Raw genomic sequence first — 21,713 nt, 5'->3', positions numbered from 1 at the left:
GGCCTACTCGAGGTAGTCGCGCAGCGACTGCGACCGGGACGGGTGGCGCAGCTTGGCCATCGTCTTGGACTCGATCTGACGGATCCGCTCGCGCGTCACGCCGAAGGTGTCGCCGATCTGGTCGAGGGTCTTCGGCATGCCGTCGCCCAGGCCGAAGCGCATGCGGATGACGCCTGCCTCGCGCTCGGACAGGGAGTCGAGCAGCGACTCTAGCTGCTTCTGGAGCATGGTGAAGCCCACCGCGTCCGCGGGCACGACCGCCTCGGTGTCCTCGATGAGATCGCCGAACTCGCTGTCGCCGTCCTCGCCGAGCGGGGTGTGCAGGGAGATCGGCTCGCGACCGTACTTCTGCACCTCGACGACCTTCTCGGGCGTCATGTCGAGCTCGCGCGACAGCTCCTCGGGCGTGGGCTCACGGCCCAGGTCCTGGAGCATCTGGCGCTGCACGCGGGCGAGCTTGTTGATGACCTCGACCATGTGCACGGGGATGCGGATGGTGCGGGCCTGGTCCGCCATGGCGCGGGTGATGGCCTGACGGATCCACCAGGTCGCGTACGTGGAGAACTTGAAGCCCTTGGTGTAGTCGAACTTCTCGACGGCGCGGATCAGACCGAGGTTGCCCTCCTGGATCAGGTCCAGGAACTGCATGCCGCGGCCCGTGTAGCGCTTGGCGAGGCTGACCACGAGGCGGAGGTTCGCGCCGAGCAGGTGGCTCTTCGCGCGCTGGCCGTCGCGGGCGACCCAGCGCAGCTCGCGCTCGGCCTCCTTCGACAGGTTCGGCGTGTTCGCGAGCTTGTCCTCGGCGAACAGGCCGGCCTCGATGCGCATGGCCAGCTCGACCTCTTCGGCCGCGTTGAGCAGCGCGACCTTGCCGATCTGCTTCAGGTAGTCCTTGACCGGGTCGGCGGTGGCGCCGGTTATGGCCTGGGAGTAGACGGGGATGTCGTCCTCGTCGTCCACGGCCCGCAGCACGAGAGCACCGGTGGGCAGCGGCTCAGCGACGGCCTCGGGCTTGCCCTCCTCCGTCTCGTCCTTGGCGTCGGTCGACTCCTCGTCGGTCTCGGGCGTCTCGACGTCGTCCTTGACGTCCTCCACCACGACCTCGTCCTCGTCGGTCACGTCGACGGGCTCGTCGACCTCGGTCTCGTCGACAGCGCCGGCAGCCTTAGCCGACGCCTTCTTGGCGGCGGGCTTCTTGGCGGCGGCGGTCTTGGCGCCTGCGGCGGTCTTCGCAGCGGGCTTGGCGGCGGCCTTGGTACCGGCTGCCTTCTTCGCGGGGGCACGCTTGGCGGGCGCCGCTGCGGTCGACTCGTCGACGGCAGCGTTCGCCTGGTCCGCCTCTAGAGTGGCGGACTTGGTCGGAGTGGAAGCCATTCGAACACCTTTCACACCCGCGGCCGGTAAGGGTGCATCGCGATCGTTCGGGGATCGGCGATACCGGCGGAGGGTCCGGGTTGAAAATTGACATTACTAAGACCCATGTCAAGTCCGGGCTGCGGCTTCGCGAAAGGAAGGTACGCCTCAGGGACAGGAACGGGTCTCTGTATTGATTATTGCACGGAAACTGCCACGCACTGGCCATTCACCCCTTGCGCCGGGCGCGTGCTTCTACTAATGCAACCCAGAGGGGCCCCACCTGTATTCCCTCATCCTCGGCGAGGCGGCGACGGGTGCGTCGGCGGCTGACGAACAACATGATCACGCCGAGCCCGACGACCACGTACTGCACCAGGAATGCGAGCCGGAAGGAGTCGAGAGCGTAGAGCTCGCTGGGCGCTCCGCCCGCGATCCGGGCGGCGTTCGTGGCGTCCAACACGACGCCGATGAGGAACATCATGACGAAGCTCGCGAGGAACCCGCCGACGTTCACGAAGCCCGTGGCCGAGCCGAGACCGCGCCGCGGATTGAAGGTGCGGGCGAAGTCGAAGCCGATCTGCGAACCCGGGCCGCCGACACCGAGGGTCATGAGCAGCAGGACCACGAGCCACAGGGGCGGCTGGCCCGGCCACGCGAGCACGGCGGCCCACGCGACCCCCATGGCCACGACGATGGCGATCACCAGGTTCGAGCGGCGGAACGGGTAGCGGGCGGTGAGCACGCCGAGCACGGGCCCGGCCACCATGCCGGACAGCACGATCACGATGATGAGGGTCGACGCGAGTCCGGGGTCGTAGCCGAGGGCGGACACCATGAAGGGGTACCCCCAGAGCAGCGTGAACACCACGCCGGACGACTGGGTGACGTAGTGGGACCAGAAGCCCAGCTGGGTGCCGGGGCGGCGCAGGCTTCGACGCAGCTCCTTGAAGGCGTCCGACCATGACTCGACCCGCTCGGACTCCGCGCCGCCTCCCGCGCTCGCGTCCGAGATGGCCACGACGATGAGCACGAGGGCGACGGCCGACGCCGCGGCGGCGCTCACGAAGGCGGGCGACCAGCCGAAGTCGTGCAGCACGAGGGCGAACGGCAGCGCGGACATCACCTGACCCAGCTGACCGATGTTGCCGAACCACTGGGCGAGCAGCGGCACCTGGCGTCCGGCGAACCACGTGTTGATGAGGCGGATGACCGAGACGAACGCCGTGGCGTCCCCCGCGCCGACGAGCACCCGGCCGAGGATCGCGATCCCGATCGTCGGGGCGAAGGCCAGCGTCAGCTGGCCGATGGTCATGAGGGCCGCGCCGGCGATGAGCAGCCAGCGCGCGCCGACCCGGTCGAGGATCACGCCGATCGGGATCTGCAGACCGGCGTACACGATGAGTTGCACGACGGCCAGGCTGGAGAGCACGGACGCCGAGATGTCGAACCGCTCGGTGGCCATGACGCCCGCCACGCCCAGCGTCGTCCGCTGGGTCACCGCGATGAGATAGGCGAACGTGCCGACCGCGTAGATGACCCACGAGCGACGGCTGTTCACCCCTCAACGGTACCCGCGCGGCGGCGCGGGCTTCCCCGCGGGCCGGATCGGGCGGGGTCAGGGGCGGCTGCGCGCGTCCGCTGCCGTGATGAAGGCGGAGAGGCCGTCACGCAGCGTCTCGAGCTCGGCGAGCTCGAGACCGAGGGTCTCGACGACCCGGCCCGGAACCTCGAGCGCGCGCTCACGGAGCGCCGTGCCCTCGGCGGTGAGCGACACCACGACGACGCGCTCGTCCTCGACCGAACGGGCGCGCCGCACCAGGCCCGCCGCCTCCAGCCGCTTGAGCAGCGGCGAGAGCGTGGCGGAGTCGAGCCGCAGCGCCGTGCCGAGGTCCCGCACCGAGCTGCCCCCGTTCTCCCACAGCACGAGCATCACGAGGTACTGGGGATGCGTCAGCCCGAGCGGTTCGAGGATCGGGCGGTAGACGCCGAGCACACTGCGCGCGGCGACGGCGACCTGGAAGCAGACCTGGTTCTGCAGGGCGAGCGGGTTCTCGACCATCGTCGTCATCCGGCGTCCCTTGAGATTGTGTAGCGCACGATTGAATAGTACGCTGCTGGTATGCGAAAGCGCACCCCTGCCGACCGAGTGAGCAGCTTCGTCAACGGACTGAACCGCTCCCTGCGCCCCTTCATGGGCCCGGCTCAGCTCGGCGACCCGAACGAGCCGCTCGCTCCCCCGCCGCCCCGCGGCGGTGCCTGCCCGCTCTGCGGCCTTCCGATGGACGAGCACGTCGTCGACCGCTCGGGTCCGCGCACGTACATGAGCTGCCCGAGGCCGCAGGCCGGCTAGACCGGAGGCCCTCTGAGCGGGCTCTGAGCGGGACCGGACGCTCCGCGATTCAAGACGGACGCGCTTAGGAGCGCGGCTGCTCGTCGTCGCCGGTGCGCCGGTGGGCCAGGAACTTCTCGAGCTCCGCCGCGATCTCGTCCGCGCTCGGCAGCAGGCCGTCCTCGTCCGTGAGCGGCGAGCGCAGCGGGGAGTCCTCCATATAGCTGTCGTGACGCTGCTCGAGCGTCGAGACGAGCCGCCCGAGCTCCTGGTTGGTCGCCACCTGCTCGTCGATCTTCGCGATGAAGTCGCGGCCCTCCTCGCGCAGCCGGTCCGTGGGGAAGATGAGCCCCGTCGCCGCACTGATGCTCTCGAGGGACGCGACCGCGGCCGACGGGTACTCGGTGTCCGCGAGGTAGTGCGGGATGAGGAGCACGAACCCGGTCACCGGGTGACCCAGGTGGTGCAGCCGGAACTCCACGAGGTGCAGCGCGTTCGCGGGCACCTGGGTGTGCGGCTTCCACACCGAGAGCGAGTCGATGAGCTCGGTGCGGTTGCCGCTCACTGTGACGCTGATGGGGCGCGTGTGCGGAACCGGCATCGGGATCGCGTGCACCCACGTGGTGGTCGAGACCTGGAAGCGGTCGACGAGCCCGAGCACGGCGGCGGTGAACCGCTCCCACTGGAAGTCGGGCTCGAAGCCCGCGAGAAGCAGGAACTGCTGACCGAGCTCGTCACGGGCGAGGTAGAGGTTCAGCTTCGCCGGCCGGTAGTCGGTCAGGTGGTCCTGGTCGAAGTACATGGTGGGACGACGGGCGCGGTAGTCCAGCAGCGTGTCGACGTCGAAGGACGCGACGACGCGGTGCTCCAGGGTGTCGAGCAGGTACTCGGTGAACTGGGTGACCGCGGAACCCGCATCGGCGAAGCCTGTGAGACCGGCAACGAGGTGCAGCCCGGCGGGCACGTCATGCGCCGCGGGGTCGAGGTCGTACAGATCCGACGGGTCCATGCGCTCAACTCTAAACCGCGGGCGTCTGGGCATCCCCCCGGACGCCGCCATACCGGTGGTGCCATCAGCGAACACTCGGCCCTCTCCTCGAGGTCGACGTTGGCCCCGGCCCAGGACGGCCCCGACGCCCGGTCTAGGCTTTTCCCCATGCCGTTCTCCTCCGTGTCGCTCTCGTCCGCCTCCCCCTCCGATGTCGAAGCAGACGTCCTCGTGCTCGCCGTCGCACCGGACGGCGCGGGCGTGTCGCTGCTCGGACCCGGCGGCTCGGACGACTTCGCCGGCCTGGCGGGCGCATTGTCCGCTCTCGGCGTCCGCGGCGGCGAGGACGAGCTCACCCGCGTGCAGGCCGACGGCATCGCAGCGTCGAGCATCGCGCTCATCGGTCTCGGCTCCGCGCCGGTCACGCCGGACACTCTGCGCTACGCCGCGGGCTCGGCCGTGCGCCAGCTGACCGGCGTCGAGTCGGTGGCGCTCGCGCTGCCCACCGACGCCGACGGTGCCCTCGGCGCCGTGCTCGAGGGCGCGGCCATCGCCGGCTACTCCTACACCGACTACCGCGGCACGTCGAAGAGCTCGACGAAGACCCCCGCGCCCCACATCACGGTGGTCGGCGGTGCCGACGGCGAGGCTGCGGACGCCCTGCTCGCCCGCACCGCGGCCGTCGCTGGCGCGGTGCACGCCATCCGCGACCTCGTGAACACTCCCCCGCGGGACCTTCCGCCCGCCGCGCTCGCCGACGCCGCCCGTGCGCACGCGGCCGGCCTTCCCGTCGAGGTCCGGGTGTGGGACGAGGAGGAGCTCGCGGCCGAGGGCTTCGGCGGCATCCTCGGCGTCGGCGCCGGCTCCGCCCGGCCGCCGCGGCTGGTCAAGGTCAGCTACTCCCCCGAGGGCGCGACGAAGCACCTCGCGCTGGTCGGCAAGGGCATCACCTTCGACTCCGGCGGCCTGTCGCTGAAGCCGGCGGTGCCGATGATCGGCATGAAGTTCGACATGACGGGTGCGGCGACCGTGCTCGAGGTCGCGCTCGCCGTCGCCCGCCTCGGTCTCCCGCTGCGGGTCACCGCGTGGCTCTGCGTCGCCGAGAACATGCCCTCCGGCACGGCGATGCGCGTCGACGACGTGCTGACCATCCGCGGCGGGAAGACCGTCGAGGTGCTCAACACCGATGCGGAGGGGCGGCTCGTGCTCGCCGACGGGCTGGTGGCCGCGAGCGAGGAGCGCCCCGACTACATCGTCGACGTCGCCACCCTCACCGGCGCCCAGATCGTCGCGCTCGGCTACCGCACGACGGGCGCCATGGGCGACGAGGCCTTCGTCTCCCAGGTCGCCGAGGCCGGACGCCGCTCGGGCGAGGCGATCTGGCCCCTCCCGCTCCCCGGGGAGTTCCGCGCGCTGCTCAACTCCGATGTCGCGGACCTCGCCAACGCGAAGCCCGGCAACACCGCGGGCGGCATGCTGCTCGCCGGCACCTTCCTCAAGGAGTTCATCGGCACGACGGGTGACGGCGAGGACGCTCCGCGCATCCCGTGGGCGCACCTCGACATCGCCGGCCCGTCGAACAACGTCGGGTCGCCCTACGGCTTCACCGGGAAGGGCCCGACGGGAGTCACCGTGCGGTCCCTGATCACCCTGGCCGAGGACATTTCACGCGCGTAGTAGGCTCGTAACCGGCTCAAAAATCACGGGTCGAATGACGCGCCAGCGGTGGCGCCAGACGCATGCACAACCTGATGCAGACAAGGGAGTAACTCAAGTGTCGGAACAGAATTTTGACATTGTGGTGCTCGGCGGAGGAAGTGGTGGCTACGCGGCAGCGCTGCGCGCGAGCCAGCTCGGATTCACTGTCGGACTGATCGAGAAGAACAAGCTGGGCGGCACCTGTCTGCACTGGGGTTGCGTCCCCACCAAGGCACTCCTGCACGCGGCCGAATTGGCCGACGGCGCCCGCGACTCCGCGAAGTACGGCATCACCGCCTCGTTCGACGGCGTCGACATGCCGGCTCTCAGCGCGTACCGCACGGGCATCATCACGAGCAAGTTCAAAGGCCTGGTCGGGCTCATCAAGGCGCGCGGCATCACCGTCATCGAGGGTGAGGGCAAGCTCGTCGCGCCGAACACCGTCCAGGTCGGCGAGGACCGCATCGTCGGCAAGAACATCATCCTGGCGACGGGCTCGTACTCCCGCTCGCTCCCCGGCCTCGAGCTGGGCGGCCGCGTCATCACCTCCGAGCAGGCGCTCGAGCTCGACTACGTGCCCAAGCGCGTGGCGGTGCTCGGCGGCGGCGTCATCGGCGTCGAGTTCGCGAGCGTGTGGAAGTCCTTCGGCGCCGAGGTGACCATCATCGAGGCTCTCCCCCACCTCGTGCCGAATGAGGAGGAGAGCATCAGCAAGCAGCTGGAGCGGGCCTTCCGCAAGCGCGGCATCAACTTCTCCACCGGCGTCCGCTTCCAGGGTGTCACGCAGGACGACAACGGCGTCGTCGTGACGCTGGAAAACGGCAAGACCGTCGAGGCGGAGCTCCTCCTCGTGGCGGTCGGGCGCGGCCCCGCCACCGCCGGCCTCGGCTTCGAGGAGGTCGGGGTACAGATGGACCGCGGGTTCGTCCTCACCAACGAGCGCCTGGCCACCAACGTGCCCGGCGTCTACGCCGTCGGCGACATCGTCCCCGGCCTGCAGCTGGCCCACCGCGGGTTCCAGCAGGGCATCTTCGTGGCCGAGGAGATCGCGGGCCACAACCCGCAGATCGTCGAGGACGTCAACATTCCCAAGGTCACCTACTGCGACCCGGAGATCGCCTCCGTCGGCTACACCGAGGCGAAGGCCGCGGCGAAGTACGGGGCCGACAAGGTCTCCACCTACGAGTACAACCTCGGCGGCAACGCCCGCAGCTCCATCATCGGCACGGCCGGCTTCGTCAAGGTCGTCCGGGTCAACGACGGCCCGGTCGTCGGAGTGCACATGATCGGCGCCCGCATGGGCGAGCAGATCGGCGAGGCGCAGCTCATCGTGAACTGGGAGGCGTACCCCGAGGACGTCGCGAGCCTGATCCACGCTCACCCCACTCAGAACGAGACGCTGGGTGAGGCGCACCTCGCGCTGTCCGGCTTCCCCCTGCACGCGCTGTAATCCAGAAGTCGAGACAGACCCAACACGAACGACAGTCGCGCACGACGCGTCTAGAGGAGACATAACCAATGAGCGAATCCGTCAACCTTCCCGCACTCGGCGAGAGTGTCACCGAGGGTACGGTCACCCGCTGGCTCAAGAACGTGGGCGACTCCGTCGAGGTCGACGAGCCCCTGCTCGAGGTGTCGACGGACAAGGTGGACACCGAGATCCCGTCGCCCGTCGCCGGCGTGATCGAGGAGATCCTCGTGCAGGAGGACGAGACCGTGGAGGTCGGCACCGCCCTCGTGCGCATCGGTGACGGATCCGGTGCCGCGGCCGAGGAGCCCGCCCCCGCGGCCGAGGAGCCCGCCCCCGCCGCGGAGCCCGCGCCCGCCACGGAGGAGACGCCCGCTCAGGAGACGCCCGCCGCCGAGGAGGAGCCGGAGGAGGCCGTCGTGCCCTCCAACTACGCGGAGCCCGGCGACCCGGTGCCCGCCCCCGCCGAGCCCGAGCCTGCCCCCGCCGCCGAGCAGGAGCAGCCCGCCGCGTCCGAGCAGCCCATGCCCGCCGCCCCGGCCGCGCCCGCCGCTCCCCCGGCACCGGCTGCGGCCCCTGCCGCGCCCACTCCGGCCGCGGCTCCCGCCGCTTCCACCGAGGCCCCGTCGGGCGGCTCCAACGCCGGTTACGTCACCCCGCTGGTCCGCAAGCTCGCGCACGAGAAGGGCGTCGACCTCTCCGGCATCACCGGAACGGGCGTCGGCGGCCGCATCCGCAAGGAGGACGTGCTCGCCGCGGCCGAGAAGGCCGCCACCCCGGCCGCTGCCGCCCCCACCGAGGCCAAGCCCGCCGTCGTCGAGATCTCGCCCCTGCGCGGAACGACCGTCAAGATGTCCCGCCTGCGCAAGGTCGTGGCGGACCGTGCGGTCAAGTCGATGCAGGCCTCGGCGCAGCTCACCTCGGTCGTCGAGGTGGACGTGACGAAGGTCGCGGAGTTCCGCAACTCGGTGAAGGACCGCTTCGCCAAGGAGACCGGCTCCAAGCTGTCGTTCCTGCCGTTCTTCGCTCTCGCGGCGACGGAGGCGCTGAAGTCCTACCCGATCGTCAACGCCACGATCGACGTCGAGAACAGCAGCATCGTCTACCCGGACCACGAGAACATCAGCATCGCCGTCGACACCGAGCGTGGCCTGCTGACCCCCGTGGTGAAGAACGCCGGCGACAAGAACCTCGCCGACTTCGCCAGGGAGATCGCGGACCTCGCGGCACGCACGCGGGACAACAAGCTGACCCCGGACGAGCTTGCCGGCGGCACCTTCACGCTGACCAACACCGGATCGCGTGGCGCGCTGTTCGACACGCCCGTCGTCTTCCTGCCGCAGGTCGCCATCCTCGGCACCGGAACGGTCGTGAAGCGGCCCGTGGTGATCTCGCAGGGCGGCGTCGACGCGATCGCCGTGCGCTCCATGGTGTACCTGGCCCTGTCCTACGACCACCGCATCGTGGACGGCGCGGACGCCGCCCGCTTCCTGGTGCAGGTGAAGAACCGCCTCGAGGCGGGCGACTTCGCCGCCGACCTGGGCATCTAACTCCGCCCGCACGCAGGGACCGGGACACCGGGTCTCACAGCACGTCGCGGATGCGCCATCCGGCCTCGCTCCTGATCAGCAGGAGCGAGGCCGGTGGCGTATCCGGCGTGGAGTCGCCGAGCGACGAGGCGGGAACCGACACGATCGCCGTGCCGCCCAGTCGTTCGACGAGGACAGGCGCATCCGCGGGCTCGGCGGCGTCGGTGCTCGTCTGCAAGTCCGTTTCCGCGCCGGCACCCGGCCTGTCGAGTCGCTCCAGTTCCGCCAGGTCCGCCGCCAGCGCGACCGACCCGGGTTGATCCACGCCACGCAGGCAGGCCGCGGACCGCACCCGCAGGCACTCCGCGCGCAACCGCAGCAGGGCGGACGCCGCAACGACGGGATCCTCGCCGGCGATCGCCGACTCCAGTGCCGCTGTGTCCATCTCCTCCTGCGACGGAGGCGTCGTGGGTGACATCGGCCCCGGCGTCGACCGGCGCGGTGGCTCCGCCGGAAGCGGGCCGGCAGCCGCCGTACCTCCCGGCGCCGGGGCGCCCGAGGGCACGGCGGGCGGCCCGCCGCTTAGGAGCGAGAGGGTGGCCGCGAGGACTGCGGCCATCACGGCCAGACCCGCCGCGAGCCAGACCCGCCTCCGCACCGACCGCACCGCGACGCGGATCCTCTCGAGGACCGCGGGCGCCGCCCCCTCCGTGGGCGCGCCGGGGGTGCGCCGGTGGCGACCGGTGGCTTGACTGCCCGACCCCGGGCGTGACGGTGGGCGGGACACCCGCGACGAAGGGCCAACGCCACTACCGCTCCGGTCGGGCGGCACGAACTGAACGGGGAGCGGCTCGGCGAAGTCGAACAGGGCGTCGGACAGCCGGCCTTCGGTGTCGGAGTCCGGCCGCGCGGTGAGCTCCCGCACGGTGGCGGCAAGGCGGCTTCCGCCCTCGACCTGCGCGAGCACGGCGTCCGCGACGGCCGCAAACCGGCGCAGGTCCTCGGCCACGGCCGGCGTCGCCGCGAGGCGCTCCAGCCCCGGCGGCCGCCCCCGGTCGTCCCGCAGCGAGACGCCGTGCCCCCACCCGACCACCACCGGGGCTCCCGAACCATCGAAGAGCACGGACGGCAGCCGGAGCGCGCCGTGGGTGAAGCCGGCACGGTGCATGCAGGCGAGGGCCTCGAGGATGGGCGCGAGCACGGTCACGGCCTCCCCCGCGGTGATGCTTCGGCGCCGCTCGAGCAGAGCGGGAAGGGAACCGCCGTCGCAGCGGGCCAGCACGAGGCAGACCGGCCCGTCGGCCACCCGCGCGACGTCGAGCAGACGGACGACGTGGCGCGAGGGAGCCGCCGACAGCGTCGCGAACTCGCGATCGATGCTCTCGGCGGACGCCTCTGATCGGAAGACCTTCAGTGCCACCTCCACCGGCAGGCCGTACGTGTGGCGCCTTTCGTCCGCGCCCTGCGCCAGTCCCTCGTCGGCCTCGGAGCGGCGTGCGGCAGGCTCAGGCCACGTCGGCAGCCGGCCGAGGTACACGTCGGCCCGGCTGCCCCTGCCGAGCAGTCGCAGGACGCGGTAGCCGCCGATGGTGCGGGCGTCGTCCTCGCCGCCGAGCCGGAAGGGATCGTGCGGTGGTCCGGGAAGCGGGCGTGTCGCGAGCTCGGTCAGCGTCTCCGCGGCGCTGTGGTCGTCTCGGCCGTGCTCGTGCTCCGCCCGCCGCCTCCGTCGCGATCCCCGCATGCGGCCAGTCAACTGCTCCAGCACGGCCTTCCGCGGGAACGCTTCGCACCGGTGCAACCGACGCCGTGACCGCCGGGTGGGAGCGAGAGGCGAGCCTCAGCGAGCGCCCTAGGCGCGGTCCGAGGCGGGGTCGTCGACCGGTATCCTGGAGCCATGGCACGTGCCCAAGCCTCCCCCGCCTCTCCCGCCAAGGAACCCGGCCGCATCAAGCAGATGCTGCAGGTGTTCCAGATGACCCGCCGCTACGACAAGTCGTCGGTCTGGTGGATGGCCCTCGGCTTCTTCGGCCCCATCATCGTGGCCGTGCTGCTGTCGATCTTCGTCGGCGGCGGCGTGCTCGCGATCATCCTGTACATCATCACCGGCATCCTCGCCGGCATGCTGCTGTTCCTCATCATCCTCGGCCGGAAGGCCGAGAAGGCGGCGTACTCGCAGCTGAAGGGCCAGCCGGGCGCCGTCGGCGTCGTGCTTCGCAGCTCCCTCAAGCGCGGGTGGCGCGGCAGCGAGATGCCGGTGGCGGTCAACGGCAGGACCCAGGACGCGGTCTACCGCGCCGTCGGTCGTGGTGGCGTCGTGCTCATCGGTGAGGGACCCAAGAGCCGCACGAAGCGCATGCTCGAAGACGAGCGGCGTAAGGTGCAGCGCGTGCTCCCCAATGTGCCCGTCGGCTTCGTGACCGTCGGCCCCGACCCGGACTCCGTCGAGCTGCACAAGCTGGCGGGATCACTGCGTCGCTTCAAGAAGACGCTCACCAAGACAGAGATCCTCGCCGTCAGCAACCGTCTGGACAGCCTCGGACAGAGCTCGATGCCCATCCCCAAGGGTGTCGATCCGTTCAAGGTCCGCGCCCAGCGACCGCGGTGATCTGACCCGCGAGCCGTGCCATGACGCGCGAGCAGGCGGCCGAACTCCTCGGGCTGGGCGATGCCGCCTCACGCTCGGACATCCTGCACGCCTTCTCGCGGAACGCGAGGCTGACCCACCCGGACCTGCTCGCGGATCCCACCCCCGAGGCCATCCGCGCGGCCAACGAGCGCTTCATCCAGCTCACGACGGCACGTGACCTCCTCCTCTCGGCGCCCGCCCCCGGTGGGTCGACCACCTCTGCTGCACGAGCGGCCTCGACCGCCCCGGACGCCGAGGACGCGCAGCCGGACGACGCCGAGGAGCCCGAGCGGTCCCCACGGGTCGCCTACGCCTACCAGGGGCCGGGCCGGAGGAAGCCCCACGGCATGGGGTCGTCGATCGCCACCGTGATCGCGCTGGCGCTCGTGCTCGTGTCGGTCGTGAGCTGGCAGGACGCCTGGCGCATCGACCTCCTCGGCGCCGCAGAGCGCGACCTCACCGCCGAGACGGTCGTCACCGCCGTGACCGACCCGCTCGCCGACCGCGCGGGGTGCGCCGACAGCGGCGCCTGCGTCGTGCTCGACCTCACGACCCCCGAGGACTGCGTGAGCGCGTCCGCACGCTTCGAGGTGACGCCGACGGGATCCGGCGAGCCGACCACGGAGACCCGCGAGCTCAGCGGTGTGCGGGCTGGCGTGCCCGTCGTGGTCGCGTTCCCCGGGCGCCGCGCCGAGCTGCTGTTCCTCGGCTGCGGCGAGTAGCGCCGACGGTCCGCGTCCTGTCGCGTTGCCGGGCGCGCAGTGCTGCCGCGTGCGGAGTGCCGTCGGCGGGCGTCAGCGGCGGACCAGCACCGTGCCGGAGAAGACGTCGTGCAGGCCGCGCTGGTCGCTGTTCCAGATGAGTGCAGGGATCAGGAGGCAGAGCAGGGCGGTGCGCAGGATCGGGCGCCACACGCCGCAGTGCTCCCCCTGCAGGGTCACGAGGCGCATGCCCAGCAGGAGGTGCCCGACGCCGCCGCCGAGAGTGATCAGCAGGACGATCTGCTCGACCGCGAAGATCGCGAGGGAGGCGAACTCCACCCCGAAGAAGAAGACCCACGAGATGATCGCGCAGAGCAGCAGATCGATCGAGATGGCCGCAATTCGCCGCCCCGCCCGGGCCACCGATCCCCGGCCCTCCTGGGGCAGACCGAGTCGCCACCCGGGCCAGAGATTGCCGGCCGGATCGCCGTGGGGGACTGAGGACGGGGTCGCTGCGGGCACCAGGAGAGTCTAGATCGGCACGCCGCCCGTAACATGGCGGAAACATGAGGGAAAGAACGGGGTAACCGGGCCTCGATAAGGTCGGATCCGGCTGTGTACGACAGTCGCCCCGTTCTACAACCCCTTTGGAGCTCATCACATGTTCAGTGATTCATCCGAGGTGCTCGCGTTCATCAAGGACACCGACGTCAAGTTCCTTGATATCCGGTTCACCGACCTCCCCGGTGTTCAGCAGCACTTCAACATCCCCGCTTCGACGGTCGATGAGGAGTTCTTCTCCGTCGGTCAGCTGTTCGACGGGTCTTCCATCCGGGGTTTCGCCTCGATCCACGAATCCGACATGCAGCTGATCCCGGATGTCACCACGGCGTACATCGACCCCTTCCGGGCCGAGCGCACGCTCATCATGGTGTTCGACATCTACAACCCGCGCAACGGTGAGATCTACGGCCGCGACCCGCGCCAGGTTGCCAAGAAGGCTGAGAAGTACCTCGCCTCAACCGGCATCGCCGACACCGCGTTCTTCGCCCCCGAGGCCGAGTTCTACATCTTCGACGACGTGCGTTACGAGGTGAACCAGCACCGCAGCTTCTACTCCGTCGACTCCGAGGAGGGTGCCTGGAACTCCGGCCGCGAGGAGGAGGGCGGCAACCTCGCCAACAAGACCCCCTACAAGGGCGGCTACTTCCCCGTCAGCCCCGTCGACAAGCAGGCCGACCTGCGCGACGACATCAGCCTCAAGCTGATCGAAGCCGGCCTCATCCTCGAGCGTGCGCACCACGAGGTGGGCACCGGCGGCCAGGCCGAGATCAACTACCGCTTCGACACCATGGTGCACGCGGCCGACGACATCCTGAAGTTCAAGTACATCGTCAAGAACACCGCTGATCAGTGGGGCAAGACGGCGACGTTCATGCCCAAGCCCCTCTTCGGCGACAACGGCTCGGGCATGCACACCCACCAGTCGCTCTGGAACGACGGCAAGCCGCTGTTCTACGACGAGGCCGGCTACGGCGGCCTCTCCGACCTCGCCCGCTGGTACATCGGCGGCCTCCTCAAGCATGCGCCCGCCGTGCTCGCCTTCACGAACCCGACGGTGAACTCGTACCACCGCCTGGTCCCCGGCTTCGAGGCCCCCGTCAACCTGGTCTACTCGGCCGGCAACCGTTCCGCCTCGATCCGCATCCCGATCACGGGCACCAACCCGAAGGCCAAGCGCATCGAGTTCCGCGCGCCCGACGCCTCCGGCAACCCGTACCTCGCGTTCGCGGCCCAGCTCATGGCCGGCCTCGACGGCATCCGCAACCGCATCGAGCCGCACGAGCCCGTGGACAAGGACCTCTACGAGCTGCCGCCCGAGGAGGCGAAGAACATCCCCCAGGTTCCGTCGTCGCTCGAGGGCGCGCTTGCCGCGCTCGAGGCCGACCACGAGTTCCTGACGGCGGGCAACGTGTTCACCGAGGACCTCATCGAGACGTGGATCGAGTACAAGCGCGAGAAGGAGATCAAGCCCCTCGCGCAGCGCCCGCACCCGTTCGAGTTCGAGCTCTACTACGGCGTCTAGTCGTCGCCGGTCCCGGTTCCCGGGATGAGAAGGGCCCCGTCGCACCCGCGGCGGGGCCCTTTCCCGTTCTCCGGGCCCGATGCGGCGCCGGATGCGGGGTGTGGTGCCGCCGGATGGGGGGTGCGACCTGGCGCCCCTGCCCAGGCAGAAGGCTCCTGCCCAGCTTCAAGCTGCGCAGGATCCTCCTGCCTGGGCAGGAGCGACCCACCCACCGCCGCGTCCGGGCCGGGCCCGGGCGATCACGTCGCGAGGTCACTCACGGCGCGAGGCGGTCAGGCGCGCGACGGGGACTCGATCGCGCGCCGGATCTCCTCACCGAGCATCGGTGCGAGGGAGGTGACGTACAGCCCGGTGAGGTGGTTGGCGTCGCGGTACACGAGCACCTGACCGATGACCGTCTGGCACTCGTCGCCCGGGCAGAGGAGGCGGGTGGAGTCGATGAATGTGGCCCCCGATCGCCGTGCCGCCTCGGCAAGCGGGTCGTCCGCCATCGCCAGGTCGCGCTCGAACGCACAGGCGGATGCGCCTCGCAGCTCGACGCACTCCGGCGGGGCGACGATGCCCGCGGACGACGGGGACGGGGTGTCACCCAGGACGATGACGTGAGCGCCGGCCTCCTGCAGGAGCCTCCACGCTTCCACGTACCCCGCCACGGCCTCTTCCGTGCCGCCCGCGAAGTCCGTCGACGACAGGGCGGAGACGATCACCACGTCGAACTCGCCCTGCAGGCGGTCGCGGACGGCCTCCACCCACGCGGCGCAACTCCAGTGCCCCTGGGGCACGGCGTTGAGCGGGCAGACCGACTTGAAGTAGGTGGAGACGCTCCAGTCGTCGTCCTTGGCGATCTCGAGGATGGCCGGCATCCACTGGTTGGCGTGGGAGTCGCCGACCACCGCGACCTTCAGGGCGCCCGGGGATCGAGCCCCGTGCGTGCACTCGAGCGGCTCCGGAAGACTCGCCCTCTGCTGACAGCCCTGGGCCACCACGTTCGTTGCGGCGATCACCGGGTCCGGGTGGATCTCCTGTCCGTCGCCGCACGACCGGACGAAGGACGCCGCGCCGAAGCAGTCGCTGGACGACGCGAACGAGACGAGCGACGCCTCCGCGTCCGACATGCGCTGAGTGACGGACGTGGTGATCGCCGAGCCGGTGGCGAGCACGACGACCATCGCCGCAGCGATGCCGATGAGCGCCCGGCGAGGCCGCACGCCGGGGGAACGCCGCAACCCGTCGCGGAACCGGTCCTCGACGTATCGCTTGCTCAGCCAGGCGACGAGGAAGGCGAGCGTCGCGGCGGCCAGCTTCAGGGGAATGGTCAGTCCGGCGACCGATCCGTGGATGAGGACGGGCAGCAGGATGATGATCGGCCAGTGCCAGAGGTAGAGCGAGTACGAGATGTCGCCGGTGAACTGCACGGGCCGCAACCGGTAGATCCAGCTGGGCGACCATCGCGAGTCGGGTGCGCCGGCGTAGATGACGAGTGCGGTCGACAGCACAGGCAGCAGGGCGGCGTATCCGGGGAACGGGGTGTTGCCGGTGAAGGTCACGACCGACACCGCGATCCCGAGCAGGCCCACCCAGGCCAGGAGGGCCTTCAGAGCGGCGCGGCCACGGGTGGCGCTCGGGGCGAACAGGGCGAGCAGGCCGCCCGCCGCGAACTCCCACATCCGCGTCGGCGTCACGAAGTACGCGACGGACGGGTCGCGGCTGGTCTCGTACACCGAGTAGGCCAGCGAGAGGGCGAACACCGACGCCATGCAGATCGCGAGATTCCTCCGCCGGTCCCGCCCCCGTGCCGCCCGGTACGTCGCCGCGATCAGGAGGAGGGGCCACACGAGGTAGAACTGCTCCTCGACGCTGAGCGACCAGAAGTGCTGGACCAGGCTGCCGTCGATTCCGGTCGTGAGGTAGTTGGTCGACAGGGCGGCCAGCAACCAGTTCTGGACGTAGAAGGAGGATGCGATCAGCTGCGCCCCCGACGAGCTCCACAGGGTCTGAGGTACGGCGACGATCGTGACGATCGCGACGACGACCAGGACGAGCATCGAAGCCGGAAGGAGACGCAGTGCCCGTCGGAGATAGAACTCACGCAGGCTCAGGCCCGACCTCCCCTCGAGCCGGCGCACGAGGTGCGACGTGATGAGGAAGCCCGAGATCACGAAGAAGACGTCCACGCCGACGTACCCGCCCTCCACCTGCCTGGGCCACAGGTGGTAGAGCACGACCGCGATGACGGCAAACGCCCGCAGTGCCTGGACCTCGAGGCGTACCTTCGGATCCGGCTTGACGAAGAGCGATTTCGGCACACTGCACCTCGAGCCATCGGAGTGTTCGCGACGGGCGACGGGCGAGGACCCGCTACGGCGCGGACGGTGCAGTCAGCCTAGGGTAAAGATGAGTAATGCTCACAGACAATTAGGTGTCCAGCGGATGAACTCCGGCTGTGGACGCGGGCTACACCGCCGTGGGTGTCGGGCGGTCCTGCTGGCCATAGAAGCCGCGCTCGAAGACCGCGCGGGCCCGGCGCGTGACGCCGAGGTAGTCCTCCTCGAGCTGGGTCGCGGAGCGCGGCGGGTAGGCCATCAGGCGTGCGATGCCGTCGAGCTGCTGCCGGTCGGTCGGCAGCACGTCGGCCGTGCGGTTGCTCCACAGCGTCATCGCCGATCGCGCACGGGACGCGAAGATCCACGCGGCCCGCAGGCGCGCGGCGTCAGCGGCGGGCACCAGGTCGGCGGCGACAGCGGCGTCGAGCGCCCCGAGGGTGGACGTCGTCCGGAGTCCGGGCACGCGGTGGGCGTGCTCGAGCTGGAGCAGTTGCACGAACCACTCGACGTCGCTGAGGGAGCCGCGGCCGAGCTTGAGGTGCCGCGCCGGGTCGGCGCCCTGCGGCAGCCGCTCGTTCTCCACGCGCGCCTTGATGCGCTTGATCTCGCGCACGTCCGCCTCGGGCACCTGCACCGGGTAGCGGTAGGAGTTCGCGAGCTCCATGAAGGCGTTCACGAGGCCGAGGTCGCCCACGACCCCTCGGGCGCGGAGCAGGGCCTGCGCCTCCCAGGTCAGCGACCAGCGCTCGTAGTACGCGCGGTACGACGCGAGCGACCGCACCACGGGGCCGTTCTTGCCCTCCGGCCGGAGTCCCGCGTCGAGGTCGAGCGGCAGGCGGTTGTCCTCGGTCAGTCGATTCAGCTCGGAGACGATGAACTGCGCTCGCCGGTGGGCGAGGTCGGGGTCCATGCCGGCGATGGGTCGGTACACGTACATGACATCGGCATCCGAGCCGAAGCCGAGCTCCCCTCCCCCGTATCGCCCCATGGCGATGATCGCGAACTCGGGCCACGGGCCCTCCTCGCGCCGGATGCCCCTCACGACCCCGCGCAGGATCGCCGTGGTGATGTCGGACAGCCCACGGCCGAGCTCCTCGACCGTGAGCATGCCGATGATGCCGCTGATCGCGAGCCGCAGCACCTCGCGGCGTCGCGCCGTGCGCAGCGCGGTCGCGGCCGCCTCCAGGGTGGAGTGCCGGTTGACCGTGGCCACCGCCTCCTCCTCGAGCGCCCGCCAGGACCGCGGCCGCAGTTCCTCGTCCTCGTCGAACCAGGCGGCGGCCTCCGGGATGCGCTCGAGCAGGTCGCCGACGAAGCGCGACCCGGACAGCACCTGGGTGAGGCGGTGCGCGGCGCCCGACGAGTCCCGCAGCATGCGCAGGAACCAGCTCCGGTCGCCGAGCGCCTCGCTCAGGCGGCGGAACGTGAGGAGGCCGTGGTCGGGATCCGCTCCGTCGGCGAACCACTGCAGCATGATCGGCAGCAGGTTGCGCTGGATCGTCGCGCGCCGGGACACGCCCTGGGTGAGTGCGCCGATGTGGGCGAGCGCGCCGCGGGCGTCGGTGAACCCGATCGCGGCGAGGCGGGCGGCGGCCTGGGCGCTGGTGAGGGCGAAGTCCTCCTCGGGCAACTGGGCCACGGCGGCGAGCAGCGGGCGGTAGAACAGGCGCTCGTGCAGGGAGCGCACTGCGGTCTTCGTGGCGCTCCAGCGCTGGGTCAGCTCGGCGGCGCTGGTGGCGAGCCCGGTCGCGCGCGCGAGGATCCGCAGGTCGTTCTCGTCCCGCGGCATGAGGTGGGTGCGCCGCAGCTTCTGCATCTGCAGCCGGTGCTCGAGCAGCCGCAGGAAGCGGTACTCCTCCGCGAACTCGGCGGCCTCCCGCCGGCCGATGTAGCCCTGCTCGGCCAGCGCATCCAGCGCCCGCAGCGTGCCGGCCTGTCGCACGGTGTCGTCGTTCTGCCCGTGCACGAGCTGCAGCAGCTGCACGGTGAACTCCACGTCGCGAAGGCCGCCGGGCCCGAGCTTCAGCTGGATGTCGACGTCCGAGGGTGGGATGTTCTCGGTCACGCGGCCGCGCATCTGCTGCACGGACTCGACGAAGTTCTCCCGGCTCGCGCTGCTCCACACGCGGGGCGCGACACCGGCGACGTAGCGTGCGCCGAGGCCCGGGTCGCCCGCCAGGGGCCGCGCCTTGAGCAGAGCCTGGAACTCCCACCCCTTGGCCCAGCGGTCGTAGTAGGTGAAGTGGGAGTCGAGCGTGCGCACCAGGGCGCCCGCCTTGCCCTCCGGGCGGAGGTTCGCGTCCACCTCCCACAGTCCCGGCTCGATCCCGGGCTCGTCGATGCCGCGCATCGTGAGCACGGCCAGCCGGGTGGCGACCTCGATCGCCCGTCCCGTGCCGAGCTCGCTCCCCTCCGCGGGCTCGCCGACGAAGATCACGTCGACGTCGCTCACGTAGTTGAGCTCGCGGGCACCGGCCTTGCCCATGCCGATGATGGCGAAGCGCGTGGCCTCGACCTCCTCGCGCGGGAACCGGCCGGGACCGCGCCCCCCGGCCGACACCTGCGCGCGGGCGACGGCGAGGGACGCCTCGAGCGCGGCGCCGGCGAGGTCGGCGAGGAAGGCCGTCACGTCGGCGACGGCGGCCAGGGGCTCGGGGCGAGACAGGTCGTACGCGGCGAGGCGGGTCAGGTGCCGGCGATAGCGCACCCGGAGGGCTTTGCGACCGGCGTCCTCGCTGAGCGCGGCGAACCCGTCGACCGCGCCGACGGCATCGAGCAGGTCGGCGCGGAGCATCGCCGCGTCGGGCAGCCCCTCCAGCGGCTCGGCGAGTGCGGCGAGCTCGTCCGGGTGACGCTGCAGGAAGTCCGCGAGGCCGATCGAGGCCCCGAGCACCGACACCAGGCGGCGCGCGGCGTCGGCGTCCGCGAGCAGCGCGCGCACGGGCTGACCCCGCATCCGCAGCAGCGCCGACAGGGCGCGCAGGGCGCCGTCCGGATCCGCCGCCCGCGCGAACAGGGGAAGGAGGTCCTCCATCGGCAGCCCGGACAGCTCTGCCGCCTCGCCGAGCCCCTCGCGCGCGCCGCTCAGGTCGGCGAAGCCGGCCTTCGCGAGCTCACTGAGCCCCGTGGAGTCGCGCCGCATCACCGTGCTCGGAACGGGATCGTCAGAGCATCTCGAGGTTCGAGCGCAGTTCGAACGGCGTCACCTGGGCGCGGTAGTCGCGCCACTCCTGCCGCTTGTTGAGCAGCACGTAGTTGAACACCTGCTCTCCCAGCGTTTCGGCGACGAGCTCGGACTCCTCCATGATCTGCACGGCGTGATCGAGGCTCGCGGGCAGGGGGTTGTACCCCAGCGCGCGACGCTCCGAGTCGCTGAGCGTCCACACGTTGTCCTCGGCCTCCGCCGGGAGGTCGTAGCCCTCCTCGATGCCCTTAAGGCCCGCCGCGAGCAGCAGCGAGAAGGAGAGGTACGGGTTCGCCGCGGAGTCCATGGCGCGGTACTCGACGCGCGAGCTCTGGCCCTTGCGTGGCTTGTAGAGCGGCACGCGCACGAGCGCCGAGCGGTTGTTGTGGCCCCAGGTGACGAAGCTCGGAGCCTCGCCGCCGCCCCAGAGGCGCTTGTACGAGTTCACGAACTGATTGGTGACCGCGGTGATCTCGGGAGCGTGCCGGAGCAGGCCGGCGATGAACTGGCGGCCGATCTTCGAGAGCTGGTACTGCGCGCCCGCCTCGTAGAAGGCGTTGGTGTCGCCCTCGAACAGGGACATGTGGGTGTGCATGCCGCTGCCGGGCTTGTCGGAGAACGGCTTCGGCATGAACGTGGCGTAGACGCCCTGCTCGATGGCCACCTCCTTCACCACGGTGCGGAAGGTCATGATGTTGTCCGCCGTCGTCAGCGCGTCCGCGTAGCGGAGATCGATCTCGTTCTGACCGGGGCCCGCCTCGTGGTGGCTGAACTCCACCGAGATGCCGAGGTCCTCGAGCATCCGCACGGACCGGCGGCGGAAGTCGTGCGCCGTTCCACCGGGAACGTTGTCGAAGTAGCCCGCCGAATCGACCGGCTGGGGGCCCTCGGCGCCGAAGCGCGAGGACTTGAGCAGGTAGAACTCGATCTCGGGGTGCGTGTAGAACGTGAAGCCGCGGTCGGCGGCCTTCGCGAGCGTCCGCTTCAGCACGTTGCGCGGGTCCGCCACGGCGGGCTGGCCGTCGGGCGTTGTTATGTCGCAGAACATGCGCGCGGTCGGGTCGATCTCGCCGCGCCAGGGCAGGATCTGGAACGTCGTAGGGTCCGGGTGCGCGAGCATGTCCGCCTCGAACGACCGGGTCAGGCCCTCGATGGCCGAGCCGTCGAAACCGAGGCCCTCGCTGAAGGCCCCCTCGACCTCTGCCGGGGCGATGGCCACCGACTTGAGCGTGCCCGTGACGTCGGTGAACCAGAGGCGGATGAACTTGATCCCGCGCTCCTCGATCGTGCGAAGAACGAAGTCCCGCTGCTTGTCCATTCCTACCCTTTCTGTCCCCTCACACAGGCTAGTGGTTAGCCCGTCGCTTCCGGTGCCGCGGGCCGTCCGCGGCGGGCGGCGGCGCCCCGGCCCGGCCGGGGAGGCC

16 protein-coding genes are annotated in these 21,713 nt (G+C 70.6%); 7 read left to right on the top strand and 9 right to left on the bottom strand.

What is annotated here, in order from left to right; genetic code table 11:
• Window positions 1–3 precede the first annotated feature (3 nt).
• The 3 genes from DAI20_RS13415 to DAI20_RS13405 form a co-directional block, all read right to left on the bottom strand.
• Window positions 4–1,374: an RNA polymerase sigma factor gene (locus DAI20_RS13415; protein WP_108251613.1), complete on the bottom strand. Its 1,371-nt coding sequence runs from the start codon at window positions 1,372–1,374 to the stop codon at window positions 4–6.
• A 208-nt stretch (window positions 1,375–1,582) separates the two neighbouring features.
• Window positions 1,583–2,914, bottom strand: coding sequence for an MFS transporter (locus tag DAI20_RS13410; RefSeq protein ID WP_108251611.1), 1,332 nt, complete (start codon window positions 2,912–2,914; stop codon window positions 1,583–1,585).
• A 57-nt stretch (window positions 2,915–2,971) separates the two neighbouring features.
• On the bottom strand, window positions 2,972–3,424 hold the full coding sequence (locus DAI20_RS13405; RefSeq protein ID WP_108251609.1) for a MarR family winged helix-turn-helix transcriptional regulator: 453 nt from the start codon (window positions 3,422–3,424) through the stop codon (window positions 2,972–2,974).
• Between the two features lie 51 nt (window positions 3,425–3,475).
• On the opposite strand from DAI20_RS13405, the gene DAI20_RS13400 reads away from it, so the two are divergent.
• Window positions 3,476–3,706 carry a hypothetical protein gene (locus DAI20_RS13400; protein WP_159085057.1) on the top strand — a complete coding sequence of 77 codons (231 nt, stop codon included), beginning with the start codon at window positions 3,476–3,478 and terminating at the stop codon, window positions 3,704–3,706.
• 64 nt (window positions 3,707–3,770) lie between these two features.
• Here the strand turns inward: DAI20_RS13400 and DAI20_RS13395 are convergent, their stop codons facing one another.
• The gene (locus DAI20_RS13395) at window positions 3,771–4,694 is read right to left on the bottom strand and encodes a proteasome assembly chaperone family protein (RefSeq protein WP_108251603.1); all 924 of its coding nucleotides are present in this window, start codon (window positions 4,692–4,694) and stop codon (window positions 3,771–3,773) included.
• A 147-nt stretch (window positions 4,695–4,841) separates the two neighbouring features.
• Here DAI20_RS13395 and DAI20_RS13390 point away from each other — a divergent pair, with 147 nt between their 5' ends.
• The 3 genes from DAI20_RS13390 to sucB all read left to right on the top strand — a co-directional run bounded on the left by DAI20_RS13390 (window position 4,842) and on the right by sucB (window position 9,389).
• Window positions 4,842–6,350 carry a leucyl aminopeptidase gene (locus DAI20_RS13390; RefSeq protein ID WP_108251601.1) on the top strand — a complete coding sequence of 503 codons (1,509 nt, stop codon included), beginning with the start codon at window positions 4,842–4,844 and terminating at the stop codon, window positions 6,348–6,350.
• A 97-nt stretch (window positions 6,351–6,447) separates the two neighbouring features.
• A complete protein-coding gene (lpdA, locus tag DAI20_RS13385; RefSeq protein WP_108251599.1) occupies window positions 6,448–7,821 on the top strand; it encodes a dihydrolipoyl dehydrogenase in 1,374 nt (457 codons plus the stop codon).
• 68 nt (window positions 7,822–7,889) lie between these two features.
• Complete coding sequence (sucB, locus tag DAI20_RS13380) at window positions 7,890–9,389, top strand: 2-oxoglutarate dehydrogenase, E2 component, dihydrolipoamide succinyltransferase (protein ID WP_108251597.1); 1,500 nt, start codon at window positions 7,890–7,892, stop codon at window positions 9,387–9,389.
• A 34-nt stretch (window positions 9,390–9,423) separates the two neighbouring features.
• Here the strand turns inward: sucB and DAI20_RS13375 are convergent, their stop codons facing one another.
• The gene (locus DAI20_RS13375; protein WP_108251595.1) at window positions 9,424–11,109 is read right to left on the bottom strand and encodes a protein kinase domain-containing protein; all 1,686 of its coding nucleotides are present in this window, start codon (window positions 11,107–11,109) and stop codon (window positions 9,424–9,426) included.
• Window positions 11,110–11,262: 153 nt separating this feature from the next.
• Here DAI20_RS13375 and DAI20_RS13370 point away from each other — a divergent pair, with 153 nt between their 5' ends.
• Window positions 11,263–11,973, top strand: a complete 711-nt coding sequence (locus DAI20_RS13370; protein WP_108251594.1) for a DUF4191 domain-containing protein — start codon at window positions 11,263–11,265, stop codon at window positions 11,971–11,973.
• 20 nt (window positions 11,974–11,993) lie between these two features.
• Window positions 11,994–12,716, top strand: coding sequence for a J domain-containing protein (locus DAI20_RS13365; protein WP_108251592.1), 723 nt, complete (start codon window positions 11,994–11,996; stop codon window positions 12,714–12,716).
• Window positions 12,717–12,788: 72 nt separating this feature from the next.
• Here DAI20_RS13365 and DAI20_RS13360 read toward each other — a convergent pair whose 3' ends face one another.
• The gene (locus DAI20_RS13360; RefSeq protein ID WP_108251590.1) at window positions 12,789–13,217 is read right to left on the bottom strand and encodes an RDD family protein; all 429 of its coding nucleotides are present in this window, start codon (window positions 13,215–13,217) and stop codon (window positions 12,789–12,791) included.
• Window positions 13,218–13,356: 139 nt separating this feature from the next.
• Here DAI20_RS13360 and glnA point away from each other — a divergent pair, with 139 nt between their 5' ends.
• The gene (gene glnA, locus DAI20_RS13355; RefSeq protein ID WP_108251588.1) at window positions 13,357–14,781 is read left to right on the top strand and encodes a type I glutamate--ammonia ligase; all 1,425 of its coding nucleotides are present in this window, start codon (window positions 13,357–13,359) and stop codon (window positions 14,779–14,781) included.
• A gap of 272 nt (window positions 14,782–15,053) precedes the next feature.
• On the opposite strand, the gene DAI20_RS13350 is transcribed toward glnA, so the two are convergent.
• The 3 genes from DAI20_RS13350 to DAI20_RS13340 all read right to left on the bottom strand — a co-directional run bounded on the left by DAI20_RS13350 (window position 15,054) and on the right by DAI20_RS13340 (window position 21,607).
• The gene (locus DAI20_RS13350; protein WP_159085056.1) at window positions 15,054–17,087 is read right to left on the bottom strand and encodes an acyltransferase family protein; all 2,034 of its coding nucleotides are present in this window, start codon (window positions 17,085–17,087) and stop codon (window positions 15,054–15,056) included.
• Between the two features lie 148 nt (window positions 17,088–17,235).
• Complete coding sequence (locus tag DAI20_RS13345; RefSeq protein ID WP_108251585.1) at window positions 17,236–20,247, bottom strand: bifunctional [glutamine synthetase] adenylyltransferase/[glutamine synthetase]-adenylyl-L-tyrosine phosphorylase; 3,012 nt, start codon at window positions 20,245–20,247, stop codon at window positions 17,236–17,238.
• Between the two features lie 22 nt (window positions 20,248–20,269).
• Window positions 20,270–21,607 (bottom strand): glutamine synthetase family protein, encoded by a 1,338-nt coding sequence (locus DAI20_RS13340; RefSeq protein ID WP_108251582.1) that lies wholly within the window; start codon window positions 21,605–21,607, stop codon window positions 20,270–20,272.
• Window positions 21,608–21,713: the final 106 nt, after the last annotated feature.

The sequence above is a fragment of the Planctomonas deserti genome, assembly GCF_003067705.1.
Taxonomy (GTDB): domain Bacteria; phylum Actinomycetota; class Actinomycetes; order Actinomycetales; family Microbacteriaceae; genus Planctomonas; species Planctomonas deserti.
The sequence above is the reverse complement of the archived record's forward strand: the minus strand, read 5'-3'. Positions and strand labels throughout refer to the sequence as shown.